17 protein-coding genes are annotated in these 18,606 nt (G+C 70.0%); 5 read left to right on the forward strand and 12 right to left on the reverse strand.

Features of this window, described 5'->3' with window-relative positions:
• Window positions 1–12: 12 nt before the first annotated feature.
• Entirely contained in the window at window positions 13–207 is a 195-nt protein-coding gene (locus tag JYG37_RS30080) for a hypothetical protein (RefSeq protein WP_050013593.1), read from the reverse strand.
• Between the two features lie 443 nt (window positions 208–650).
• Here JYG37_RS30080 and JYG37_RS30085 point away from each other — a divergent pair, with 443 nt between their 5' ends.
• The 5 genes from JYG37_RS30085 (at window position 651) to JYG37_RS30105 (ending at window position 6,497) form a co-directional block, all read left to right on the forward strand.
• The gene (locus tag JYG37_RS30085; RefSeq protein WP_050013592.1) at window positions 651–1,637 is read left to right on the forward strand and encodes a TRAP transporter substrate-binding protein; all 987 of its coding nucleotides are present in this window, start codon (window positions 651–653) and stop codon (window positions 1,635–1,637) included.
• A complete protein-coding gene (locus JYG37_RS30090; RefSeq protein ID WP_124651744.1) occupies window positions 1,634–2,212 on the forward strand; it encodes a TRAP transporter small permease in 579 nt (192 codons plus the stop codon). The genes JYG37_RS30085 and JYG37_RS30090 overlap by 4 nt, the downstream gene beginning before the upstream one ends.
• Window positions 2,213–2,216: 4 nt before the next feature.
• Window positions 2,217–3,569, forward strand: coding sequence for a TRAP transporter large permease (locus JYG37_RS30095; protein WP_006481162.1), 1,353 nt, complete (start codon window positions 2,217–2,219; stop codon window positions 3,567–3,569).
• 94 nt (window positions 3,570–3,663) lie between these two features.
• On the forward strand, window positions 3,664–4,755 hold the full coding sequence (locus JYG37_RS30100) for a lactonase family protein (protein ID WP_213346907.1): 1,092 nt from the start codon (window positions 3,664–3,666) through the stop codon (window positions 4,753–4,755).
• 182 nt (window positions 4,756–4,937) lie between these two features.
• Window positions 4,938–6,497, forward strand: coding sequence for a methyl-accepting chemotaxis protein (locus JYG37_RS30105; protein WP_050013589.1), 1,560 nt, complete (start codon window positions 4,938–4,940; stop codon window positions 6,495–6,497).
• 162 nt (window positions 6,498–6,659) lie between these two features.
• Here JYG37_RS30105 and JYG37_RS30110 read toward each other — a convergent pair whose 3' ends face one another.
• The 11 genes from JYG37_RS30110 to JYG37_RS30160 are packed head-to-tail and all read right to left on the reverse strand — an operon-like array spanning window position 6,660 to window position 18,592.
• Complete coding sequence (locus JYG37_RS30110) at window positions 6,660–6,911, reverse strand: hypothetical protein (RefSeq protein ID WP_200891622.1); 252 nt, start codon at window positions 6,909–6,911, stop codon at window positions 6,660–6,662.
• A gap of 32 nt (window positions 6,912–6,943) precedes the next feature.
• Complete coding sequence (locus tag JYG37_RS30115) at window positions 6,944–8,362, reverse strand: FAD-binding oxidoreductase (RefSeq protein ID WP_209938645.1); 1,419 nt, start codon at window positions 8,360–8,362, stop codon at window positions 6,944–6,946.
• 2 nt (window positions 8,363–8,364) lie between these two features.
• Window positions 8,365–8,907: a permease gene (locus JYG37_RS30120; protein WP_124555100.1), complete on the reverse strand. Its 543-nt coding sequence runs from the start codon at window positions 8,905–8,907 to the stop codon at window positions 8,365–8,367.
• Window positions 8,908–8,944: 37 nt separating this feature from the next.
• On the reverse strand, window positions 8,945–10,024 hold the full coding sequence (locus JYG37_RS30125) for an ABC transporter permease (protein WP_124651742.1): 1,080 nt from the start codon (window positions 10,022–10,024) through the stop codon (window positions 8,945–8,947).
• Window positions 10,017–11,030 carry an ATP-binding cassette domain-containing protein gene (locus tag JYG37_RS30130; protein ID WP_213346909.1) on the reverse strand — a complete coding sequence of 338 codons (1,014 nt, stop codon included), beginning with the start codon at window positions 11,028–11,030 and terminating at the stop codon, window positions 10,017–10,019. Before JYG37_RS30130 ends, JYG37_RS30125 begins: the two co-directional genes overlap by 8 nt.
• A gap of 11 nt (window positions 11,031–11,041) precedes the next feature.
• On the reverse strand, window positions 11,042–12,115 hold the full coding sequence (locus JYG37_RS30135; protein WP_050013584.1) for a TauD/TfdA family dioxygenase: 1,074 nt from the start codon (window positions 12,113–12,115) through the stop codon (window positions 11,042–11,044).
• Between the two features lie 3 nt (window positions 12,116–12,118).
• On the reverse strand, window positions 12,119–12,781 hold the full coding sequence (locus tag JYG37_RS30140; protein ID WP_050013583.1) for a class I SAM-dependent methyltransferase: 663 nt from the start codon (window positions 12,779–12,781) through the stop codon (window positions 12,119–12,121).
• 28 nt (window positions 12,782–12,809) lie between these two features.
• The gene (locus JYG37_RS30145) at window positions 12,810–14,057 is read right to left on the reverse strand and encodes a citrate/2-methylcitrate synthase (protein ID WP_213346911.1); all 1,248 of its coding nucleotides are present in this window, start codon (window positions 14,055–14,057) and stop codon (window positions 12,810–12,812) included.
• 1 nt (window position 14,058) lies between these two features.
• Window positions 14,059–15,909 carry an acyl-CoA dehydrogenase family protein gene (locus tag JYG37_RS30150; RefSeq protein WP_050013581.1) on the reverse strand — a complete coding sequence of 617 codons (1,851 nt, stop codon included), beginning with the start codon at window positions 15,907–15,909 and terminating at the stop codon, window positions 14,059–14,061.
• Complete coding sequence (locus tag JYG37_RS30155) at window positions 15,909–17,006, reverse strand: beta-ketoacyl-[acyl-carrier-protein] synthase family protein (RefSeq protein WP_213346914.1); 1,098 nt, start codon at window positions 17,004–17,006, stop codon at window positions 15,909–15,911. Before JYG37_RS30155 ends, JYG37_RS30150 begins: the two co-directional genes overlap by 1 nt.
• On the reverse strand, window positions 17,003–18,592 hold the full coding sequence (locus JYG37_RS30160) for an acyl-CoA ligase (AMP-forming), exosortase A system-associated (RefSeq protein WP_213346916.1): 1,590 nt from the start codon (window positions 18,590–18,592) through the stop codon (window positions 17,003–17,005). Before JYG37_RS30160 ends, JYG37_RS30155 begins: the two co-directional genes overlap by 4 nt.
• Window positions 18,593–18,606: the final 14 nt, after the last annotated feature.

Genomic DNA, 18,606 nt, shown 5'->3' on the forward strand with positions numbered 1-18,606 from the left:
CTGCGTTTTTACCTATCCGCCGCCGATTCCCTGCAGGATCTTGCCGGTCCCGCCGCAGACGGTGCACGCCTGTCCCTCCACCATGCCGGTGCCGCGGCAGACGCGGCACGTGTCCTCGCCGATGCCCGGCGCGTCGGCAGGGCCTTCGTCGCCGGCGTTCGGCGGGGTAGCCGGGTCGGGCGGCGCTGATCGCTTCGTGATCGACATGACGGGCTCCTTTCGCGTTTCACGCGGTGGCGGCGCGTATCGCGCGTGCCTGTCAGGCGGCGCGCCCGTCGACCACGGATCGATCGCGCGGGTTATCGTGGCGGCGTGGCAATCTTGTTGTCAGTCATCATATGACAACAATGAATGAAGCGAAAGAAGGCCGTCAGCCGGGTGGAAACTGCGACGTCGACGGCCAATCCGCTCGCCGAGCGTTTCCGGAAAACGTTTCGCAAAAAAGTACGAAAACGGAGCATCCAGCTTTCGGATCGCCCCGTAAGCGCTTGATGAAAGCCGTTATAGGGGTATGCACCAAGTGAGTTAAACGATTAACCGACGTACATTTGCCCAACACGTCATACGACGTATGACTCTGCGGTTCGGGGAAGTCCGCGCGGGCCGCCGGATCGCCGCACAACAACGATCGACCATCCAGGAGACTCACCATGAAGCACCGATTCACCGGCTCCCGTACCGCCCTGGCCGTTGCCTTGATGGCCGGCTTCGCGCTGTCCGCGCAGGCGCGTGTGTTCCGCTCGGCGGACGTGCACGGCGACAATTTTCCGACCAACATGGCCGTGAAGTTCATGGGCGACGCGCTGTCGAAGCAGACGGGCGGCAAGGACTCGATCAAGGTGTTCGGCAACAGCGCGCTCGGCTCCGAGAAGGACACGGTCGACCAGGTGCGGATCGGCGCGATCGACATGGCGCGCGTGAACGGCGCGTCGTTCAACGAGATCGTGCCGGAATCGCTGATCCCGTCGTTCCCGTTCCTGTTCCGCGACGTCGACCATTTCCGCAAGGCGATGTACGGCCCGGCCGGCCAGAAGATCCTCGATGCGTTTACCGCGAAGGGGATGATCGCGCTGACGTTCTACGAGAGCGGCGCGCGCTCGATCTACGCGAAGCGCCCGGTGCGCTCGCCGGCCGACATGAAGGGGCTGAAGGTGCGCGTGCAACCGTCGGACCTGATGGTCGACGAGATCCGCGCGATGGGCGGCACGCCGACGCCGATGCCGTTCGCCGAGGTATACACGGGCCTGAAGACGGGCCTCGTCGATGCGGCGGAAAACAACCTGCCGTCGTACGAGGAAACCAAGCACTACGAAGTGGCGCCCGATTACTCGGAAACGCAGCACGCGATGACGCCGGAAGTGCTGGTGTTCTCGAAGAAGATCTGGGACACGCTGTCGCCGCAGGAGCAGGCGGCGATCCGGAAGGCGGCGGCCGATTCGGTGCCGTACTACCAGAAGCTGTGGACCGCGCGCGAGGCGTCCGCGCAGCAGCTGGTGACGAAGGGCGGCGCGAAGATCCTGCCGGCCGCGCAGATCGACCGCGCGGCATTCGTGAAGGCGATGCAGCCGCTGTGGACCAAGTATGAAAAGACGCCGCAGATGAAGCAGATCGTCGACGAGATCGAGGCCACCAAGTGACGCGTCGCACTTCGCTGAATGGCGCCGCGACCGTGGGCTCGCCGGACGCGGCGGCCGCCGACGGCGCGACGCCGTGCCGGCCGCACGCGGCCGCGCCGCTGCTGCGCTGCGTGAACGACGTGCTGTTCCGCGTGCTGGCCGTGATCGCGTCCGCGTGCCTCGCGGTGCTCACGGTGCTGGTGTTCTACGCGGTCGTGATGCGCTACGTGTTCGAGAACGCGCCGGATTTCGTCGAGCCGATCGCGCTGCTGCTCGTGATCGTGATCGCGATGTTCGGCGCCGCGATGAAGGTGCGCGACGGCGGCCACATCGGCCTCGATTCGCTGGTGCGCCGGCTGTCGCCGAAGGCGCGCACGGTCGTCATCGCGATCCAGCACCTGAGCCTGATCGCGTTCGCGATCATGATCATGATCGGCTGCGGCGGCATGGCCGCCGAGACGATGGGCGACCGCATCCCGATCATCGGGCTGCCCGAAGGCGTGCGCTACCTGATCACGATGCCCGCGGCGGTTGCGATCATCTTCTTCTCGCTCGAGCACCTGCTCGCGCTTCGTCGTTCTTCGTCGGGACAATAACGCCATGGAACTCGCGATTCTGTCCGTCAGTTTTCTGATATTCCTCGTGCTCGGCGTGCCCGTGTCGTTCGCGCTCGGCATTGCGTGCGTGCTGACCTACATGGTCGAGGGCCTGCCGATCGCGACCGCGATGCAGGCGATGATCTCGGGGATGAACGCGTTCTCGTTCCTCGCGGTGCCGTTCTTCATCTTCTCCGGCGAGCTGATGCTGCATGGCGGCATCGCGGACCGGATCCTGCGCTTCGCGCAGGCGACCGTCGGCCACTTCCGCGGCGGCCTCGGGATGGCGAACGTCGTCGCGTGCACGCTGTTCGGCGGCGTGTCGGGCTCGCCGACCGCCGATACGTCGGCGATGGGCGGCGTGGTGATTCCGCTGATGAAGCGCGAAGGCTACAGCGCCGCGTATGCCGTGAATGTGACCACGCACGCATCGCTCGCCGGCGCGCTGATGCCGACGTCGACCAACATGATCATCTACGCGTTCGCCGCGCAGGGCATCACCGGGATGCTGCACGGCCAGCCGGTGAGCGGCGTGTCGATCGGCGACCTGCTGTTCTCGGGGCTCCTGCCGGTGTTGTGGGTGATGGGCTTCGTGCTCGCCGCCGCGTACTGGCAGGCCGTGCGTCACGGCTATCCGCGCCGCGAGGACGGCTCGTCCGCGCTGCCGCGGTTTCCCGGCTGGTATGCGGTGCTGCGCAGCTTCGTCGGCGCGGTGCCCGGGCTGATGGTGATCGCGATCATCCTCGTGTGCGTCGCGAAGGGCATCGCCACCGCGACCGAAGCGGCCGCGATCGCCGTCGTGTACTCGCTCGTACTGACCGCGGTGGTCTACCGCACGCTGACGGCCGAGAAGCTGCGCCGCGCGCTGTCGCATGCGGCGCGCACGACGGGTGTCGTGCTGCTGCTGATCGCGGTGTCCAACATGCTGCGCTTCCAGATGTCGTACCTGGAGATTCCGGATGCGATCGAAGGGCTGCTGAAGCAGTCGACCGCGGCGCCGTGGCTGATGCTGCTGTACATCAACATCATCCAGGTGTTCCTCGGCACGTTCGTCGACATGGCCGCGCACATCCTGATCACGACGCCGCTGTTCCTGCCGATCGCGATGGCGTGCGGCGTCGGGCCGGTGCAGTTCGGGATCATGCTGCTGCTGAACTGCTCGCTCGGCCTCGTGCATCCGCCGATCGGGTCGGTGCAGTTCGTCGGCTGCGCGATCGGCAACGTGTCGATCGGCGAGACGACGAAGATGGCGTGGCCGTACTACCTCGCGATCTTCAGTGCGATCAACATCGTCACGTACATGCCGTTCTTCTCGACGTGGCTGCCGAGCCTGATCAGCGGGCACGCGGTGTTCTGACCGGATGTTTTGCCGTTCGCGGCGCCGGACGACCGAGGTGGTCCGGCGCCGCGTTCGCATCCGCGGTTTTATTTCTTCACTTCACGCCCCTCCCATGAAAACGACTTTCCTGCGGCGCGCCGTTGCGGCGGCTGCGTTGACGATGGCCGCGTCGCTCGCGCACGCGGCGACGTATGCGTACGTGTCGAACAGCGACAGCCGCGACATCTCGGTGTTCGGCGTCGATACGTCGAACGGTGCGCTGACCGCGATCGAGACGGTGCCGGTCGGCAGCACCGTGATGCCGATGGCGCTGTCGCCCGATCATCGGCGCCTGTACGCGGCATTGCGCTCGACGCCGTATCGCGTCGTCAGCTTCGCGATCAATCCGCTCGACGGGCGGCTGATCGAGCTGGGCCGCGCGCCGCTCGCGGAGAGCATGGCGTACGTGTCGACCGATGCGTCGGGCCGCTACCTGTTCTCGGCGTCGTACGGCGGCAACCTGCTCGCGGTGAACCGGATCGGCGCGGACGGCGTCGCGGGCGACGTGCAGCAGACGGTGAAGACCGGCCCGATGGCGCACGCGATCCGCCAGTCGCCGGACGGCCGCTATGCGTTCGCGTCGGTGCTCGGCGCCGATGCGTGGCTGCGTTTGCCGTTCGATGCGTCGACGGGAACGCTGACCGACGATACGACGCCCGCGTACCGGCTGCCCGACAAATCGGGCCCGCGCCATTTCGTGTTCTCGTCGAATGGGCGCTTCGCTTACCTGATCGACGAACTCGACGGCAAGCTGCACGTGCTCGCGCTGTCGCGCGGCGGCGCCGACGCGCGGCCGATCCAGACCGTGTCGATCCTGCCGCCGGATTTCCATGGCGACAAGCCGTGGGGCGCTGACTTGCATCTCACGCCCGACGGCAAATTCCTGTATGCATCGGAGCGCACGTCGAGCACGCTCGCCGCGTATCGCGTCGACGCGAAGTCGGGCAGGCTCGCGCGGATCGGCACGTTCGCGACCGAGCGGCAGCCGCGCGGCTTCGCGATCGATCCGTCGGGCAAGTATCTGCTCGCCGCGGGGCAACTGTCGCCGACGCTGGCCGTGTACCGGATCGATCGCGATACCGGGCATCTCGACGCGATCGGCAAGTATCCGGTCGGCAAGGGCGCAAACTGGATCGAGATCGTCACGTACGACGGGACGAACTGATTCGGCGGGCGGTGCAACGGGCGGCGTCGATCGCGTGCCGCTCGTTGCGCGAACCGGATGCACATGCACGCGCGCGCTTGCGCGCGCCGCACGATCGCGCGGCGAAATTCCGGTCAATCGGCTCAAGTTGGCGTAATTGCCGTCGTTAACCGACAAGGGATAACTTCGGGAGTCGATTCGCCATGCGTGATCTGAAAGTGAAAAGCAGTTTGCTCGCCGTACTCGCTGCATTTGCCGCGATGATCGTCGTCGGCGGCATCGTCGGGATCGTCGCGCTCGGCGGCGCGAACACGAACGCGAAGCGCCTGCACGAAATCGCGGCGCAGACGTCGCTCGTCAACGACGCCTACAAGGACAGCACGCGTACGCGCTCGGCGCTCGTCCGCGCGTATTCGGCGCTGAAGGAGCACGACGATCCGGCCCAGCGCGACTCGGCGCTGCAAAGCGCGCAACGCACGTTCGACCTGTCCGCGAAGGAAACGCAGGCGTTCAAGGATGCCGCGCCGGTCGGCAGCCTCGGCGCGGACCTGAAGCAGGCGCTCGTCGAGTCGTCGACGCATCTCGCGAGCGTGCTCGCGCGGGCGGCCGATGCGCTGCGCAACGGCGACACCGCCGCGTATGCGGCGATCAACGACAAGGAAATCACGCTCGCCGGCCAGGTGTATTCGGCGAACGTCGAGAAATTCCAGCGCACCGCCAACCAACTGGCGGAAGACACGATCGACGCCGACAACGCCGCCTATACGCGCATCATCGCGATGGTCGGGATCGGCGTTGCGCTGGCGCTCGCGCTGATCGTCGCGACGCACTTCGCGCTGCGCGCGATCGTGTCGCGGCCGCTCGCGAACGCGGCCGCGCTGCTCGACCGCATCGCGTCGAACGACCTGACCGTGACGGTGCCCGATGCCGGCGGCAACGAAATCGGCCAGTTGTTCGCGGCGATGAAGCGGATGCAGGCGGGGCTCGCGGCGACCGTCACCGGCATGCGCGACAGCAGCGATGCGATTCATACGGCCGCACGCGAGATCGCGGCCGGCAACCTCGACCTGTCGAGCCGTACCGAGCAGCAGTCGGCGTCGCTCGAGGAAACGGCCGCGAGCATGGAGCAGCTGACGTCGACGGTGCGCCAGAACGCGGACAATGCGCAGCAGGCGAGCACGCTCGCGGCCAGCGCGGCGGACCTCGCGCAGCACGGCGGCGAACTGGTCGGCCGCGCGGTCGACATGATGGGCGTGATCAACACGAGCTCGCAGAAGATCGCGGAAATCACCGGAATGATCGACGGGATCGCCTTCCAGACCAATATCCTCGCGCTCAACGCGGCGGTCGAATCGGCACGGGCGGGCGAACACGGGCGCGGCTTCGCGGTCGTCGCCGGCGAGGTGCGCACGCTCGCGCAACGCAGCGCGGGCGCCGCGCGCGAGATCCGGCAGCTGATCGGCGCGTCGATCGACGACGTGCGCGACGGCAATGCGCTCGTGACGCAGGCAGGGCACGCGATGGAAGAGATCGTGTCGTCGGTGCGGCGCGTGGCGACGATCATGACCGAGATCACGACGGCCACCGTCGAGCAGAGCGCGGGCATCGACCAGGTCGGGCAGGCCGTTACGCAGATGGACCAGATGACGCAGCAGAACGCCGCGCTGGTCGAACAGGCCAGTGCGGCCGCGACGGCGCTCGAGCAGCAGGCCGGTTCGATGCAGGTCGCGATGTCGGTCTTCCGGGTCGCGCGGGCGGGGTGAGCCGTCGGCCGAAGCTGCCGTGTTCGGCATGCCGCGCGAAGCGTTGCGGTCACCGGAGTCGGCACCGGTAGCCGCCGTCCCACTTGTATCGACATCGACATCGACTACGACGACCGCGCGCGGCCGTTCGTCACGGCCGCACGGAGCGACGCGAACGCTCACCTAACCCTGCGGTGCATCCCGCTCGGCGTCGCCATCCGATGCGTGATCGCCCGACCGATCGTTGCGCCAGTGCGCAAGCTCGCGCCACAGCGCCGGCCGCGCATGGTCGCGCGGCGGCAATTCAATGACATACGCGACGCCGCGCACGTTGACCATCGCACCGGAGTCGGGCAGCGCGGAAATGCCCGCGGACGACGGATCGTCGTCCGGCTCGACGGCGACGGCGGGGCTGGGCGGGCGGGGCGACATCATACGAATTCTCCGTGGGGTGTCGAAGCGGTGCATCAGTAACGGACCCGCCCGACCAGGCCGAGCGGATCGATCGCGTGCTGGACGGCGCCCGCGAGTTGCCGTTGCGCGGCCGGCACGTGCTTGCGGTAGTACGCGATATTGACCGGCCCGACGCCATGCTCCGCGCTGAAGCAGCCGCCTGCCTGCACGACGCGGTCGTACAGCGCGCCGCGCAGCGCCACTTGCTGCAGCGGCCCGTAGCGTTGCGCCGCGGTAGGCGGAATCGACACGACGAGATGGCAGCCGCCGTCGCCGAAATGGCCGAACGCATGACAGCGCAGCGCCGGATGCGCGGCGGCGAGCCACTGCTCGGCATCGGCGACGAATCCGGCCAGCGCGCCGCGCGGAAACGACACGTCGAACGACAGCGGCAGGCCGTCCAGCGCGACCGCGGCCGGCAGCGCGTCGCGAATCCGCCAGAACCGTTCGGCCGGCGCGCACGCCGCGTCGAGTACGACGCGTTCGTTCGCGAGCGCATCGAGCGTCGCGACGGTGCGTTCCTCGAGCAGCGCATCGAGCCCCGGCATGCCGGTCGCGATTTCGACGAGCGCGTAGCATCCGGCTTCACCGGGCTCGAACGGCACGCGCAATGCCGGAAACGCCGCGGCGACGCAGCCGACCGTCGCCGCCGACATGAACTCGAACGCGGACAGCATCTCGCCGAATGCGCGTTCGAACGCGAGCAGGCCGGCGAGCGCGGCGTCGTACGACGCGAACGCGACGAACGCCGCGCACGACGACCGTTCGAGCGGCGCGAGCGCGAACGACACGGCCGTCACGAGCCCGTTCGCACCGTTCGCGCCGATGAAGCATTGCGCGACGTCGAAGCCCGCGTTGCGCTTGCGCAGCGGCGCGAGCGCGTCGATCACGGTGCCGGCTTCGTCCGCGAGCACGACTTCGACGCCGAGCACGTGACGGCGCACATCGCCGTACTTGACCAGGCGGCTGCCGCCCGCGTTCGCGCCGACGAGGCCGCCGGCCGCCGGATCGCTGCCGAGATCGATCGGCACGCAGAGGCCGGCTTCGCCCGCCACGCGATTGAGGTCGGACAGCCGCACGCCGGCGTCGACCGTGATGCTGCGATTGGCCGGATCGAACGCGCGAACGGCGCGCATCCGCTCGAACGACACCACGCATTGCGTGCCGCTGCGATCGGGCACGGCGGCGCCGACGAGCCCGCTGCGTGCGCCCTGGGCGACGAGCGCGATCCGGTGCGCGACGGCGACGCGGGCGAGCGCGCGCACGTCGGCGGTCGATGCCGGCCGCGCGACGCCGAGCGGCACGCCGCCGTGCTGCATGACGTCGGCCGCATACGGCTCGCAGGCCGTGCCTTCGAGCCAGCCGTCGCCGAGCGCCGCGGCGAGCGCGTGCCGTTGCGCGGCGTGTGCCGCGTGTGCGGGCAACGCGTTCATCGTCAGCGTGCTCGCGCGAGCTGCTTGCGCAGCCGGCCGCGCACGACGACGAGCGCGATCAGCGGCACGACGCCGCCCCACAGCGGGCTGTGGCGCATCGCAATCGACACCGCGAGCGCGACGACGGTAACCGCAAGCAGCACGAGCGACAGCGAACGCGTGCGCGCATGGTCGACGAACGTGCCGTCGACGAAGCCGCCGTCCGACCAAGCGGTATGCACGATGCCGACCACCAGCACGCAGACGAGCATCGCGGCCGGCCCGAGTTCCTCGCCCCACAGACGGCTACCTGTCGGCGACACGAGCGCGAGCACCGCGCCGATCACGAGGAACAGGTCGACGCCGATCGCGATGCTGTTGCGCTCCGCGCGGCGCATCAGCCACGCGCCGTGCACGAGCGCGAGCACGCCGCCGATCAGGAACGCATGGGTCCAGCGCAGGTCCGGCTGCTCGGGGCCGAGCCGGCCGTAGAACAGGAACACGATCGCCGGCAGGAAGTTGCTCGCGTGCAGCAGGTAGTCGGTTATGGGATGGTTCGATTTCATCGGTGTCTCTCCTTCGTCGAAACAGCGTGGCGACGCGTCACGCGTCGTGCCAGCGGAACAGCCGCGCGGCGGCGAACAGGAACAGCGCGGTGCATGCGGTCATGCCGAGCAGTTGCGGCGCGAGCTGCGCGTACGGCGCGCCGTCGACCAGCGCGCCGCGCAGCGCGACCGCGAACTGGTTGGTCGGCAGGAACGCGAGCCCGGCCTTCAGCCACGCGGGTGCGTCGTGCATCGGGATCGTCAGGTCGCTGAAGAACAGCAGCGGGTAATACGTGACGTTGCACGCGAGTTCGGCCGCCGCGAGCGAGCGGGTGCGGCTCGCCAGCAGCACGCCGATGCTCAGCACCATCGCCGCGCCGAGCAGCACGATCGGCAACGCGCGCAGCCCGTCCGGCGTCGCGATCGGCAGCGCGATGCCGAACGCGACGCGCGCGACCGTCAGCAGCACGAGCGCCGACAGCGCCATCATCGCCATCCGCGCGACGATCAGCGCGGCGAGGAACACGCCGCGCGACACCGGGAAGCACACGTAGAGCTTGAACGTATTGCGCTCGCGCAGCGCGGCGATCGCGGTGGTCGTCGAATTGAGGCCGATCGCCATGAACGCCATCACCAGGATGCCGGTCGCGAAGAATGCGCCATAGTCGAACGGGCGGCGCGTGGGGGCGGCGTTCTCGAAGCGCGCCTGCGCGGCCGGCAGCCCGAGCCGCTGCGCGGCGCAGCGCGCGAGCGCGATCTCGACGACGCGCGACGCGGCCTTTACCGCGAGCGAGCCGTTGAAGTCGTAGCGGATCGTCGCCGGCGTGCGTTCGTCCGCGCCGAGCACGACGGTCACGCGATCGGCCGGCGCGCCGCGCCCGCCGAAGGTCGCCTTCACCGTGTCGCTGTGCGACAGGCTGGCGACGATCTGCGCCTGGCACGCCTGGTTGTACGGCGTCGCGCCGCCGGGCAGGTCGAACGCGAGGTCGGCCGTGCCGAGCGAGCCTGAGCCGCCGAACGCGAACAGCATCACGCTCAGCAGGAACACCGGGAACACGAGCGTCCAGAACAGCGACGAGCGACTGCGCAGATAGCCGAGCAGCTCGTTGCGCACGAGGATCAGGAACACCTTAGTCATGGGTCGGGCCCTCGGTGCACAGGCGCAGCAGGTCGCCCGGCGTGCTCGGCGCGAGCGCGAGATGCTGGATGCCCTGTTCGCCGACGATCCGGTGCACGTTCGGATGCAGCGTCGCATCGCCGAACGCCTCGACCACATGCGCGGCCGATACGCGCACGCCGGTCACGCCGGGCAGCGCCGCGAGCCGCTTGCGCAGCGCGCGCGCGTCGGCTTCGTCGCGGCAATGCAGGACCGCGCGCGCATCGCCGACGAGCCTGGCGCGCAGCGTGTCCTGGTCGCCCTGGTAGCGCACGCCGCCGTCGCGCACCCACACGAGATCGTCGACCACGCTCAGCTCTTCGTCGGAATGGCAGATCATCGCGACGCTCGTGCCGCTCACGCGATGGCGCAGGAGGTCGATCACGACGCCCGCATAGCGGCGGTCGAGCCCCGTGAACGGCTCGTCGAGCACGGCCAGCTCCGGCCGGTGCGCGAGCGCGACGTACAGGTCCACGCGCTGGCGCTGCCCCTTCGACAGCGCGCGGCACGGCTTGTCGAGCAGTTCGGCGATGCCGAGCGCGTCGGTGATCGCCGCATCGGTGTGCGCGTACATCGCGCGGTGCAGCGCGACGATCTCCGACACACGCAGATGGTCCGGATACTCGACCTTCTGCAATTGCGCGCCGAGCCGCCGCAGCGACCGCGAATCGCGCATGAAGCGTTCGGCCGGCACGTCGAGCACGCGCACGTCGCTGCCGCCGCGCCGGAAGCCGAGCAGCGTCTCGAGCAGTGTGGTCTTGCCCGAGCCGTTCGGCCCCACGATCGCGGTGATCGCGCCGAGCCGGAACCGCACGTGGCGCGCGGACAAGCGAAAGTCGCCGGCCGCGACGTCGATCGCGCGCGCGCCGAGCGCCGCGCCCGGCGCATGCGCGTCGGGCAGCGGCGGCGTGCCCGCGCGCTGCGGCCGGTCGAACGCGGCGGGCGGGCCGAACATCGCGCGCACGGACGCAAGAAACGAAACGCTCATCGTCGGCATCCTCAGTCGAACAGCATGACCTGCGTGTCGCGCGCGCCCCGGTACGGGTTGCGGCCGTGCGCGACCAGCATGTTGTCGACGACGAGCACGTCGCCGGCCTGCCACGGGAACGCGCATTCCTCGTCGTCGAGCGCATCGTAGATTGCCGCCAGATCGTCGAACGGCATCGGCGCGCCGTCGCCGTAGCGGATCTCGTACGGGAACGCAGCGCGCGCGCCGTAGATGCGCTGCAGGTAGCGATAGCTGAGCTCGCCCATCGAACGCGGGTTCGGGTGCTGCGCGCTCGCCTGGTTGAACCACACCGTCTCGCCGGTGCGCGGATGCGTGCGCAGCGCGCTGCCGACGTGCGACACGGTCACGCTGCCGTCGTCGAGCCAGCGGCAGCCGACGCCGCGTTCCGCGCACAGCCGTTCGACCTCGTCGCGCGCCGTCGTGCCGAACGCGTCGTCCCACGGCCGGTGGTACGCGGCGAACGGCAGGTTCGGGTTCGCGGCGAGGCCGTCCGCGCGGTCGCCCGGCGCCGCGAAATTGCGCAGGTACATCACGCCGCGCTCGGCGAACCGCGCGCGCAGCGCGGCCGGCACGCGCGCGGTCACGCGCCGCATGTCGCAGATCGGCGTTTCGCCGCCCGCGTCGGCCGGTTGCCGGCAGTAGAACGCGACGAGGCGCGGGAACGCGGGCATGTAGGCCATCTCCTGATGCAGCCCGATCCTGAACGGCGGCGGCATGCGGGTCGATTCATAGACCTGGCCGTCGATCTGCCGGCGCGGGGCGGCGCCGGCCGTATAGCCGTTCGCGTGCGCCGGATACAGCGCGCCGAGGCGGCCGAACGCGGCGGTGTCGGGCACCGCGAAGCCGCGCCACAGCAGCGCGCCGCATGCATCGAGCAGCGTGTCGATCGTGTCGAGCCGCGAGCGGTACCACGCGACGAACATCTCCGGCGACGTCGCGAGTTCGGCGCTGCGCGGCGTCACGCACAGCGGCAGCGTCGCGCCGGGCGCGACCGGCGCGCACTGCACGTCGTCGGCGCCGAGCCGCACGGCCGCATGCGCGGCGAGGAAGGCGAGATCGGTCATCGCTCAGGCCAGCGCCGGTTTCTTCAGCAGGATTTCGAAGCCCAGCGCGCCGAGCCCCATGCTCGGGCTGTAGATCGACGCAACGGCAGTCAGGCCGGCTTCGGCCACCAGCGCATGCGCTTCGTCGAGCGTGATCTTTTCCTCGACGTGGGTCGGCGGATAGTCGGCGGCCGCGCGCATCTCGGTGAAGCGGTCGAGCAGGTGCTGCGGCGCGTCGCGGCGCATGTCGTGCACGAGCGCGATGCCGCCCGGCTCCAGCACGCGATACATCTCGGTCAGGCTGAGCGCCTTGTCGGGCAGGTGGTGCAGCGTCGCGCGGCCGACCGCCATCGTCAGCGTGCCGTCGTCGAACGGCAGCGCGAGTGCGTCGCCGACGCGCATCTCGATCGTGTCGGCGAGCCCCAGTTCGCGGATGCGCGGGCGGCCTTCGTCGAGCATCGCCGGATCGAGGTCGATGCCGACGTAGCGCCAGCCGCGCATCGCCGGATCGGTCGCGAGCCGCACCGGCACGACGCCGGTGGCCGTGCCGATATCGGCGATCGTGCCGGCCGTCATCCCGCGCGCGAGCTGGCGGATGCGACTGATGAACAGCAGGTCCCACGGTTCGAGCGTTTCGGTGGCGAAGCGATCGTAGTCGTTCGCCGGGCGCAGGTTCTTGAGCAGCATGACGTTCCTTGTGCGAAAGGGTGAGGATTCACAGCCAGCCGACCGGCACGGCGGCCAGCAGCCGTCGCGCGGTCGCGCTGTTGACGCCGAACGCCGGGCGGCGGCGCCGTTCCACGGCATGCGCGGCCATCGCCGCGATGCGTGCGCCGAGCCCGACGCCGACGCCCCATGACGGCGCGGCGACGCCGAGTTCGAGCAGCGTCGCGGCGGTCAGGAAATCGATGTTCGGCCGCAGCGCGCGGCGCGCGTCGGCCTGCGCGCAGCACGCGTCGAACAGCGTCATGTATCGGCCGTCGAAGCGTGCTTCCGTCAACCGGCCACGTATGTGCGGCGGACGCGGATCGGCGACGAACAGCGGATGGCCGAAGCCGTACAGCGTACGTTTCGCGTCGACCGCCGCGTCGATCGCCGCGCGCCCGGCCGTATCGAGCGCCGCGGCCCGCGCACCGGCGCCGCCCGGCACCGACTGCGCGAGCGCGGCGAGCCACTGCATCGCTTCGAGCGCCGCGCCGACGTGCGACGGCCCGCTCGCGAGAAAGCCGGATGCGACGGCCTGGGTCAGCGTGACGCCGGTGCCGATCGCGACGCGCGGCGCGAGCACGGTCGGCGTGATGTAGCCGAAGCCCGCGTGCCACGCGACGAGCAGCATGTCCATCGCCGCTTGCGCCGGTGCGTCGTGGCGCGTCGCGCCGGTCAGCACGAGCATGCGTTGCGCTTGTGTCTGCGCTGCGTCGAGCGCCGTGCTGCCAGCGCCCGCGCCTGCCGCGAGCGGCCGGCCCTCGATCGCCGCATGCAGTAGAAACGGTGCGGCGGCCGCGCATCGCAGCATCGTGTCGAGATCGGCATCGTCCGGCGCCGCGCCATGTACGCGTGCGGTCACGTCGTCGAGGCCGCGCAGCAGGCCGGACGCGGCCGCGAATACCGGCGCGACGCCGGCTGCGCCGAGCTCGGCCGCGACCGACTGCGCGACCGAGCCGGGCGCCAGTGCGTCGGCGAACGCGGCGAGCCGCGCGCCGATCATCGCCTCGTGCGCGCGATGGTCGGCGCTGCCGGGCGCGACGTCGAACCACAGATGCGCGAGCGCGCCTTCGAACGTCGTCGCGCCGATCAGCGCGTTCAGGTCGAGATCGCGCACGCGCAGCGCTTCGGGGTCGAGCGTCGCGCCGTCGATGTCGGTGCCGCGATGGCGCGTCGCCGGGCGGCCGAGCAGGTTGCGCGGCGCATCGTCGGTCGCGGCGATGGTGGCGGAGGTGCCGGAATCGAGCGTCGTGTCCATGTCATTCCACCGCGGCGAGTTCGTCGCTGCTGACGCTGATCGCCGCGTGCGCCATCGCGGCGATCACGGCCGCGTGCTGGTCGACGACGGGCACCACGTTCGCGAAGTAGTAGCGCGCGCTTTTCAGCTTGCCGCGATAGAACGCGAGTTCGGCCGGCGCGTCGGCCGTTTCCGGCGCATCGAGCCGGCGCGCGGCGATCGTCGCGGATTCGAGCAGCACCCATGCCGACGTGACCACGCCGAACATCTCCAGAAAGCGCGTGTAGAACTGGCTGCTGCGATGCGTATGGCCGTCCTGCACGTCGCGCGCGATGTCGTCGAGCGCGGCGGCGATGCGGTCGGCGCCCGCGCGCAGCGCATCGAACAGCGGCCGCAATTCCACATGCGTGCCGGGTTGATGCTGCTGCGCGAGGAACGCGTCGAGTTCGTCGCGGTAGTACTGGATCAGCCGCGAATGGCGACCGAAGCCGAGCTTGTCGCGCACGAGATCCTGCGCCTGGATGTAGTTCGTGCCTTCCCAGATCGACAGGATCTTCACGTCGCGCGCGTTCTGCTCGACCGGGCTCGCATCGGTATAGCCGAGCCCGCCGTGCACCTGGATCGCCGTTTCGCAGATCCGCCACGCCTGATCGGAGATGAACGCCTTGCAGATCGGCGTCAGCAGCAGTTGCAGCTTGCGATGACGCTCGATCTCGGCCGGGTCGGCGTCCGGCGTCGCCTCGAGCATCGCCGCGCGCGTCGCGGTCGCCGCGAGCTTGCCGAGCAGGCCGCGGCAGCCGTCGACGCGGCTTTTCATGTCGACCAGCATGCGCTGCACGTCCGCGTGCTCGACGATCGCGACGCGTGCCGCGTTCGTGTTCGACGCGCGCTCGATCGGCCGGCCCTGCAGCCGGCGGCCCGCATACTCGACCGCGTGCAGGTACGCGCTCGACGCGACGCCGACGCCGAACATCCCGGTGCTCATCCGCGCCTGGTTCATCAGCGGCATCAGCTGCAGCAGGCCGACGTTGCGGCGGCCGCCGAGCAGCCAGCCTTTCGTCGTGCCGTTCGAGCCGAACACGAGATGGGTGTTCGCGCAGCCCTTCAGCCCCATCTTGCGCGGCAGGCCGATGCAGTCGACGTGGTTCGGCTGCAGCTCGCCGGTCGTTTCGTCGGGCCAGAAGCGCGGCACGACGAGGCACGACAGCGAGAACGAATCCGGCGATGCGGTGTCGACGCGCCCGAGCACGAAGTACAGCGTGTTTTCCGTCAGCTCGTGCATGCCGGCCGAGATATAGACCTTCTCGCCGTCGATCGCGTAGATGTCGCGTTCGAGCGGCGTCGCGCGCAGCGCGACCGCGGTCAGGTCGGTGCCGGCCTGCGGTTCGGTCGCGCAGAAGCACGCATCCCAGCGGTATGCTTCGAGCGGCGCGATCAGCGCCTTCTGGTGCGGCGTGCCGTGCATCTGCAGCAGCTTGACCGCGGGGCGCGTGAAGCCGCCGTACGTCATGAACGACGGATTCGCGCCCATGAACATCTCGTAGATCATCTGCGTGACGATCGGCGGCAGCCCGTGCGCGGTGCCGAACAGCGTGTTCGACCACTCGTCGCGAAAGCGCGCCCACAACGCGTGGAAATGCGAAGGAATCCGTACCTGGCCGTCGTCGAGCAGCGTGCAGCCCTCGACGTCCGCCTGCTGGTAGCTGCGGCCGAGGTCGAGCGCGAAATCGCGTGCGCGTTCGAGGAGCGCATCGATCGACGCGCGATCGTGCGTGCCGTACAGGCCGTGTTCCGACAGGAACCGCTTGTCGGCCTCGAACAGTTCCCACAGAAAGAAGCGCAGCTCGCGCAGGCTGACCTTGTAGGCGCTCATCATGCGTCTCCTTCGATATCGAGTGCGGCGTCGAGCCCGCCGGCCAGGTCGACGACGGCTGCTGCCGCCGCGCCATGCAGCGCTGCATCCCATACGAGCACCGTGCGGCGTTCGCCTTCGTCGAGCGCGCCCGCGAGCCGGACCAGCGCGGCGGCCGATTCGGCCGACGACAGATGGCCCGACCCGTCGTGCTGGATGCGCGCGGGGACCGGAATCGACGCGGCGTCAGCCACGCGCGCCGCGAAGCCGGGATCGAAGCCGGGCGGCACGCACCAGTCGATCTGGTTCGCACGCAGGTTGGCCTGGTCGAGCGCGCGGCGGATCGCGCGCGCGGCGACCGGCGCGAGCGTGTCGCGCAGCGTGGCCGGCGCATCGGCCCACGGATCGGCGATCGACGGCCCGAATTCGAGCGCGACGGACCGCACGCCGCCCCACGCGGCCGGCTCGGGCGACGGGCCTGCGCGCGACACGAGCAGCGCGGCGGCCGCGTCGCCGTAGCCGACCAGGTCGCCGAACTGGCGGAAGAACGGGTAGAGCCACTTGTCGCTGAGGATCACGAGCGCCTGGTCGCCTTCGTCGCGCAGCAGCCCGTCGAGCAGCATCAGCGCCGAATACCAGCCGAGCGTGCCGTTCTGGCCGAGCGCGAACGGCGTCACGCGCTGCAGCCCGAGTTCGTACTGCATGCGGCCGACGACCGAGTCGCCGATGCCTTCGTTGAGCGCGCAACTGGCGACGATCACATGCGTCGTGCGTGCCGGGCCAGCGCCGGAGCCGAGCTGGTCGCGCAGGTCGAGCGCGGCATCGGCGGCGAGATCGGCGAGGCTGCGCCCGGGCGGCGCGACGCGCAGCGCGGGCCGGCCGCCCGGCGCGAGACGCGTGCCTTCGTCGGGCGTCAGCGCGCCCAGGCCGCGCGGCCGCGCAAAGCGCGCCTGCGGCAGCAGCAGGTGCCGGTAGCCGGGATGGCGCTCCTGCGCCTGGATCGCACTGAACACGACGGCGGGCGGCAGCACCACGACGCCGCCGGACAGCGCGAGCATGCCGGGCGCGGCGACGCGCGGCGCGCCGACACAGGTTTCATCGAGCGTCGACAGGGTCATGCGGCGGTCTCCTCGAGGTTCGGGCGCGCGAACGCGTCGCGATACTGCGCTTTCAGCGCCGGTCGGTCGATCTTGCCGTTCGGGTTGCGCGGCAACGCGGGCAGCGGCTCGACGACGAGCGGGTTCATGTAGGTGGGCAACGCGTCGCGGCATGCGCGGGCGATGTCGGCGCGGCACGCGTCGGCGTCGAGCGTCGACACGACGCACGCGGCGATCGCCTCGCCGAGCGCGGGGTGCGGGACGCCGAATACGGCAGCCTCGCGGATGTGCGGCAGCGCGAACAGCACGTCCTCGACCTCGGTCGGGCTCACGCGATAGCCGGACGTCTTGAGCATGTCGTCGCCGCGTGCGACGAAGTACAGGTAGCCGTCCGCGTCGCGCCGCACGATGTCGCCGGACCACACGGCGACGTCCGGGCGCGGGATTTCGCCGTGGCGGCGCGGCAGCGGCCGAAAGCGCTGCGCGGTCAGCTCCGGCCGGTTCCAGTAGCCGAGCGTGACGAACGCGCCGCGATGCACGAGTTCGCCGGGCTCGTCGGCCGCGCATTCGCTGCCGTCCGCGCGCAGCACGAGGATCTCCGCGTTCGGCACGGCCTTGCCGATCGACGTCGGGCGCAGCGCCGCGTCCGCGGGCGACAGGTAGGTCGAGCGGAACGCTTCGGTCAGCCCGTACATCAGGTACGGCGACGCCTGCGTGAACAGCGCTTGCAGGCGATGCAGCAGCGGCGTCGCGAGATGGCCGCCGGTGTTCGCGAAGCGGCGGACCCGCGTGCGTGTGCTGTCGCTCCAGCCGGCCGACGTCAGCTGCATCCACAGCGGCGGCACGCCGGTGATCGACGTGACGCCGAACGCTTCGCAATGGCGCGGCACTTCGGCCGGCTGCAGGAAGTCGAGCGGCGTGTAGCACGCGCCGGACGCGAGCGCGGTCGTCAGCTGGCTCAGGCCCGCGTCGAAGCTGAGCGGCAGCACGCCGAGCACGACGTCGTCTTCGGCGAGCTGCTGGTACGCGGCGACGCTGAACGCGCCCGATACCAGGTTGCGATGCGACACGACGACGCCTTTCGGCTTGCCGGTCGAGCCCGACGTGTAGAGCAGCGCGGCCGGATCGTCGTCGACCGGGCGGCCGAAGGGGGGCGCTGCCGATGCCGACGCCGGCGCGCCGGTGTCGGCCGCTTCGATCGCATCGGCCAATTCCTCGATCAGCAGCGTGCGTTCGCCGACGAGCGCGGCGAGTGTTGGCAGGCGCTTGAGCCGCTGCGCGCCGGTCACGAACAGCGCGGCGCCGCTGTCGGCGACGATGTGTTCGATCTGCGCTTCCTTCAACTGCGGATTGACCGGCACGAAGATCGCGCCGAGTGCGTTGGCCGCGAGCATCGCGACCACGGTTTCGATGCGCTTCGGCGCGTAGATCGCGACGCGTTCGCCGGGTCGCACGCCGCGCGAGGCGAGCGCGGCGGCGGCGCGCCGGACCGCGCGCGCGAGCTGGTCGTAAGTCAGGGTGCCGCCGCCGTCGGCATACGCCGGACGATGCGGCCAGCGCTCGGCGCCGTGTTCGAGCAGGTCGGCGATGCTGATCAATGCGTTCATGATCGGCTCCTCGG

Source organism: Burkholderia sp. LAS2, assembly GCF_018417615.1.
In the GTDB taxonomy this organism is placed as follows: Bacteria; Pseudomonadota; Gammaproteobacteria; order Burkholderiales; family Burkholderiaceae; genus Burkholderia; species Burkholderia sola.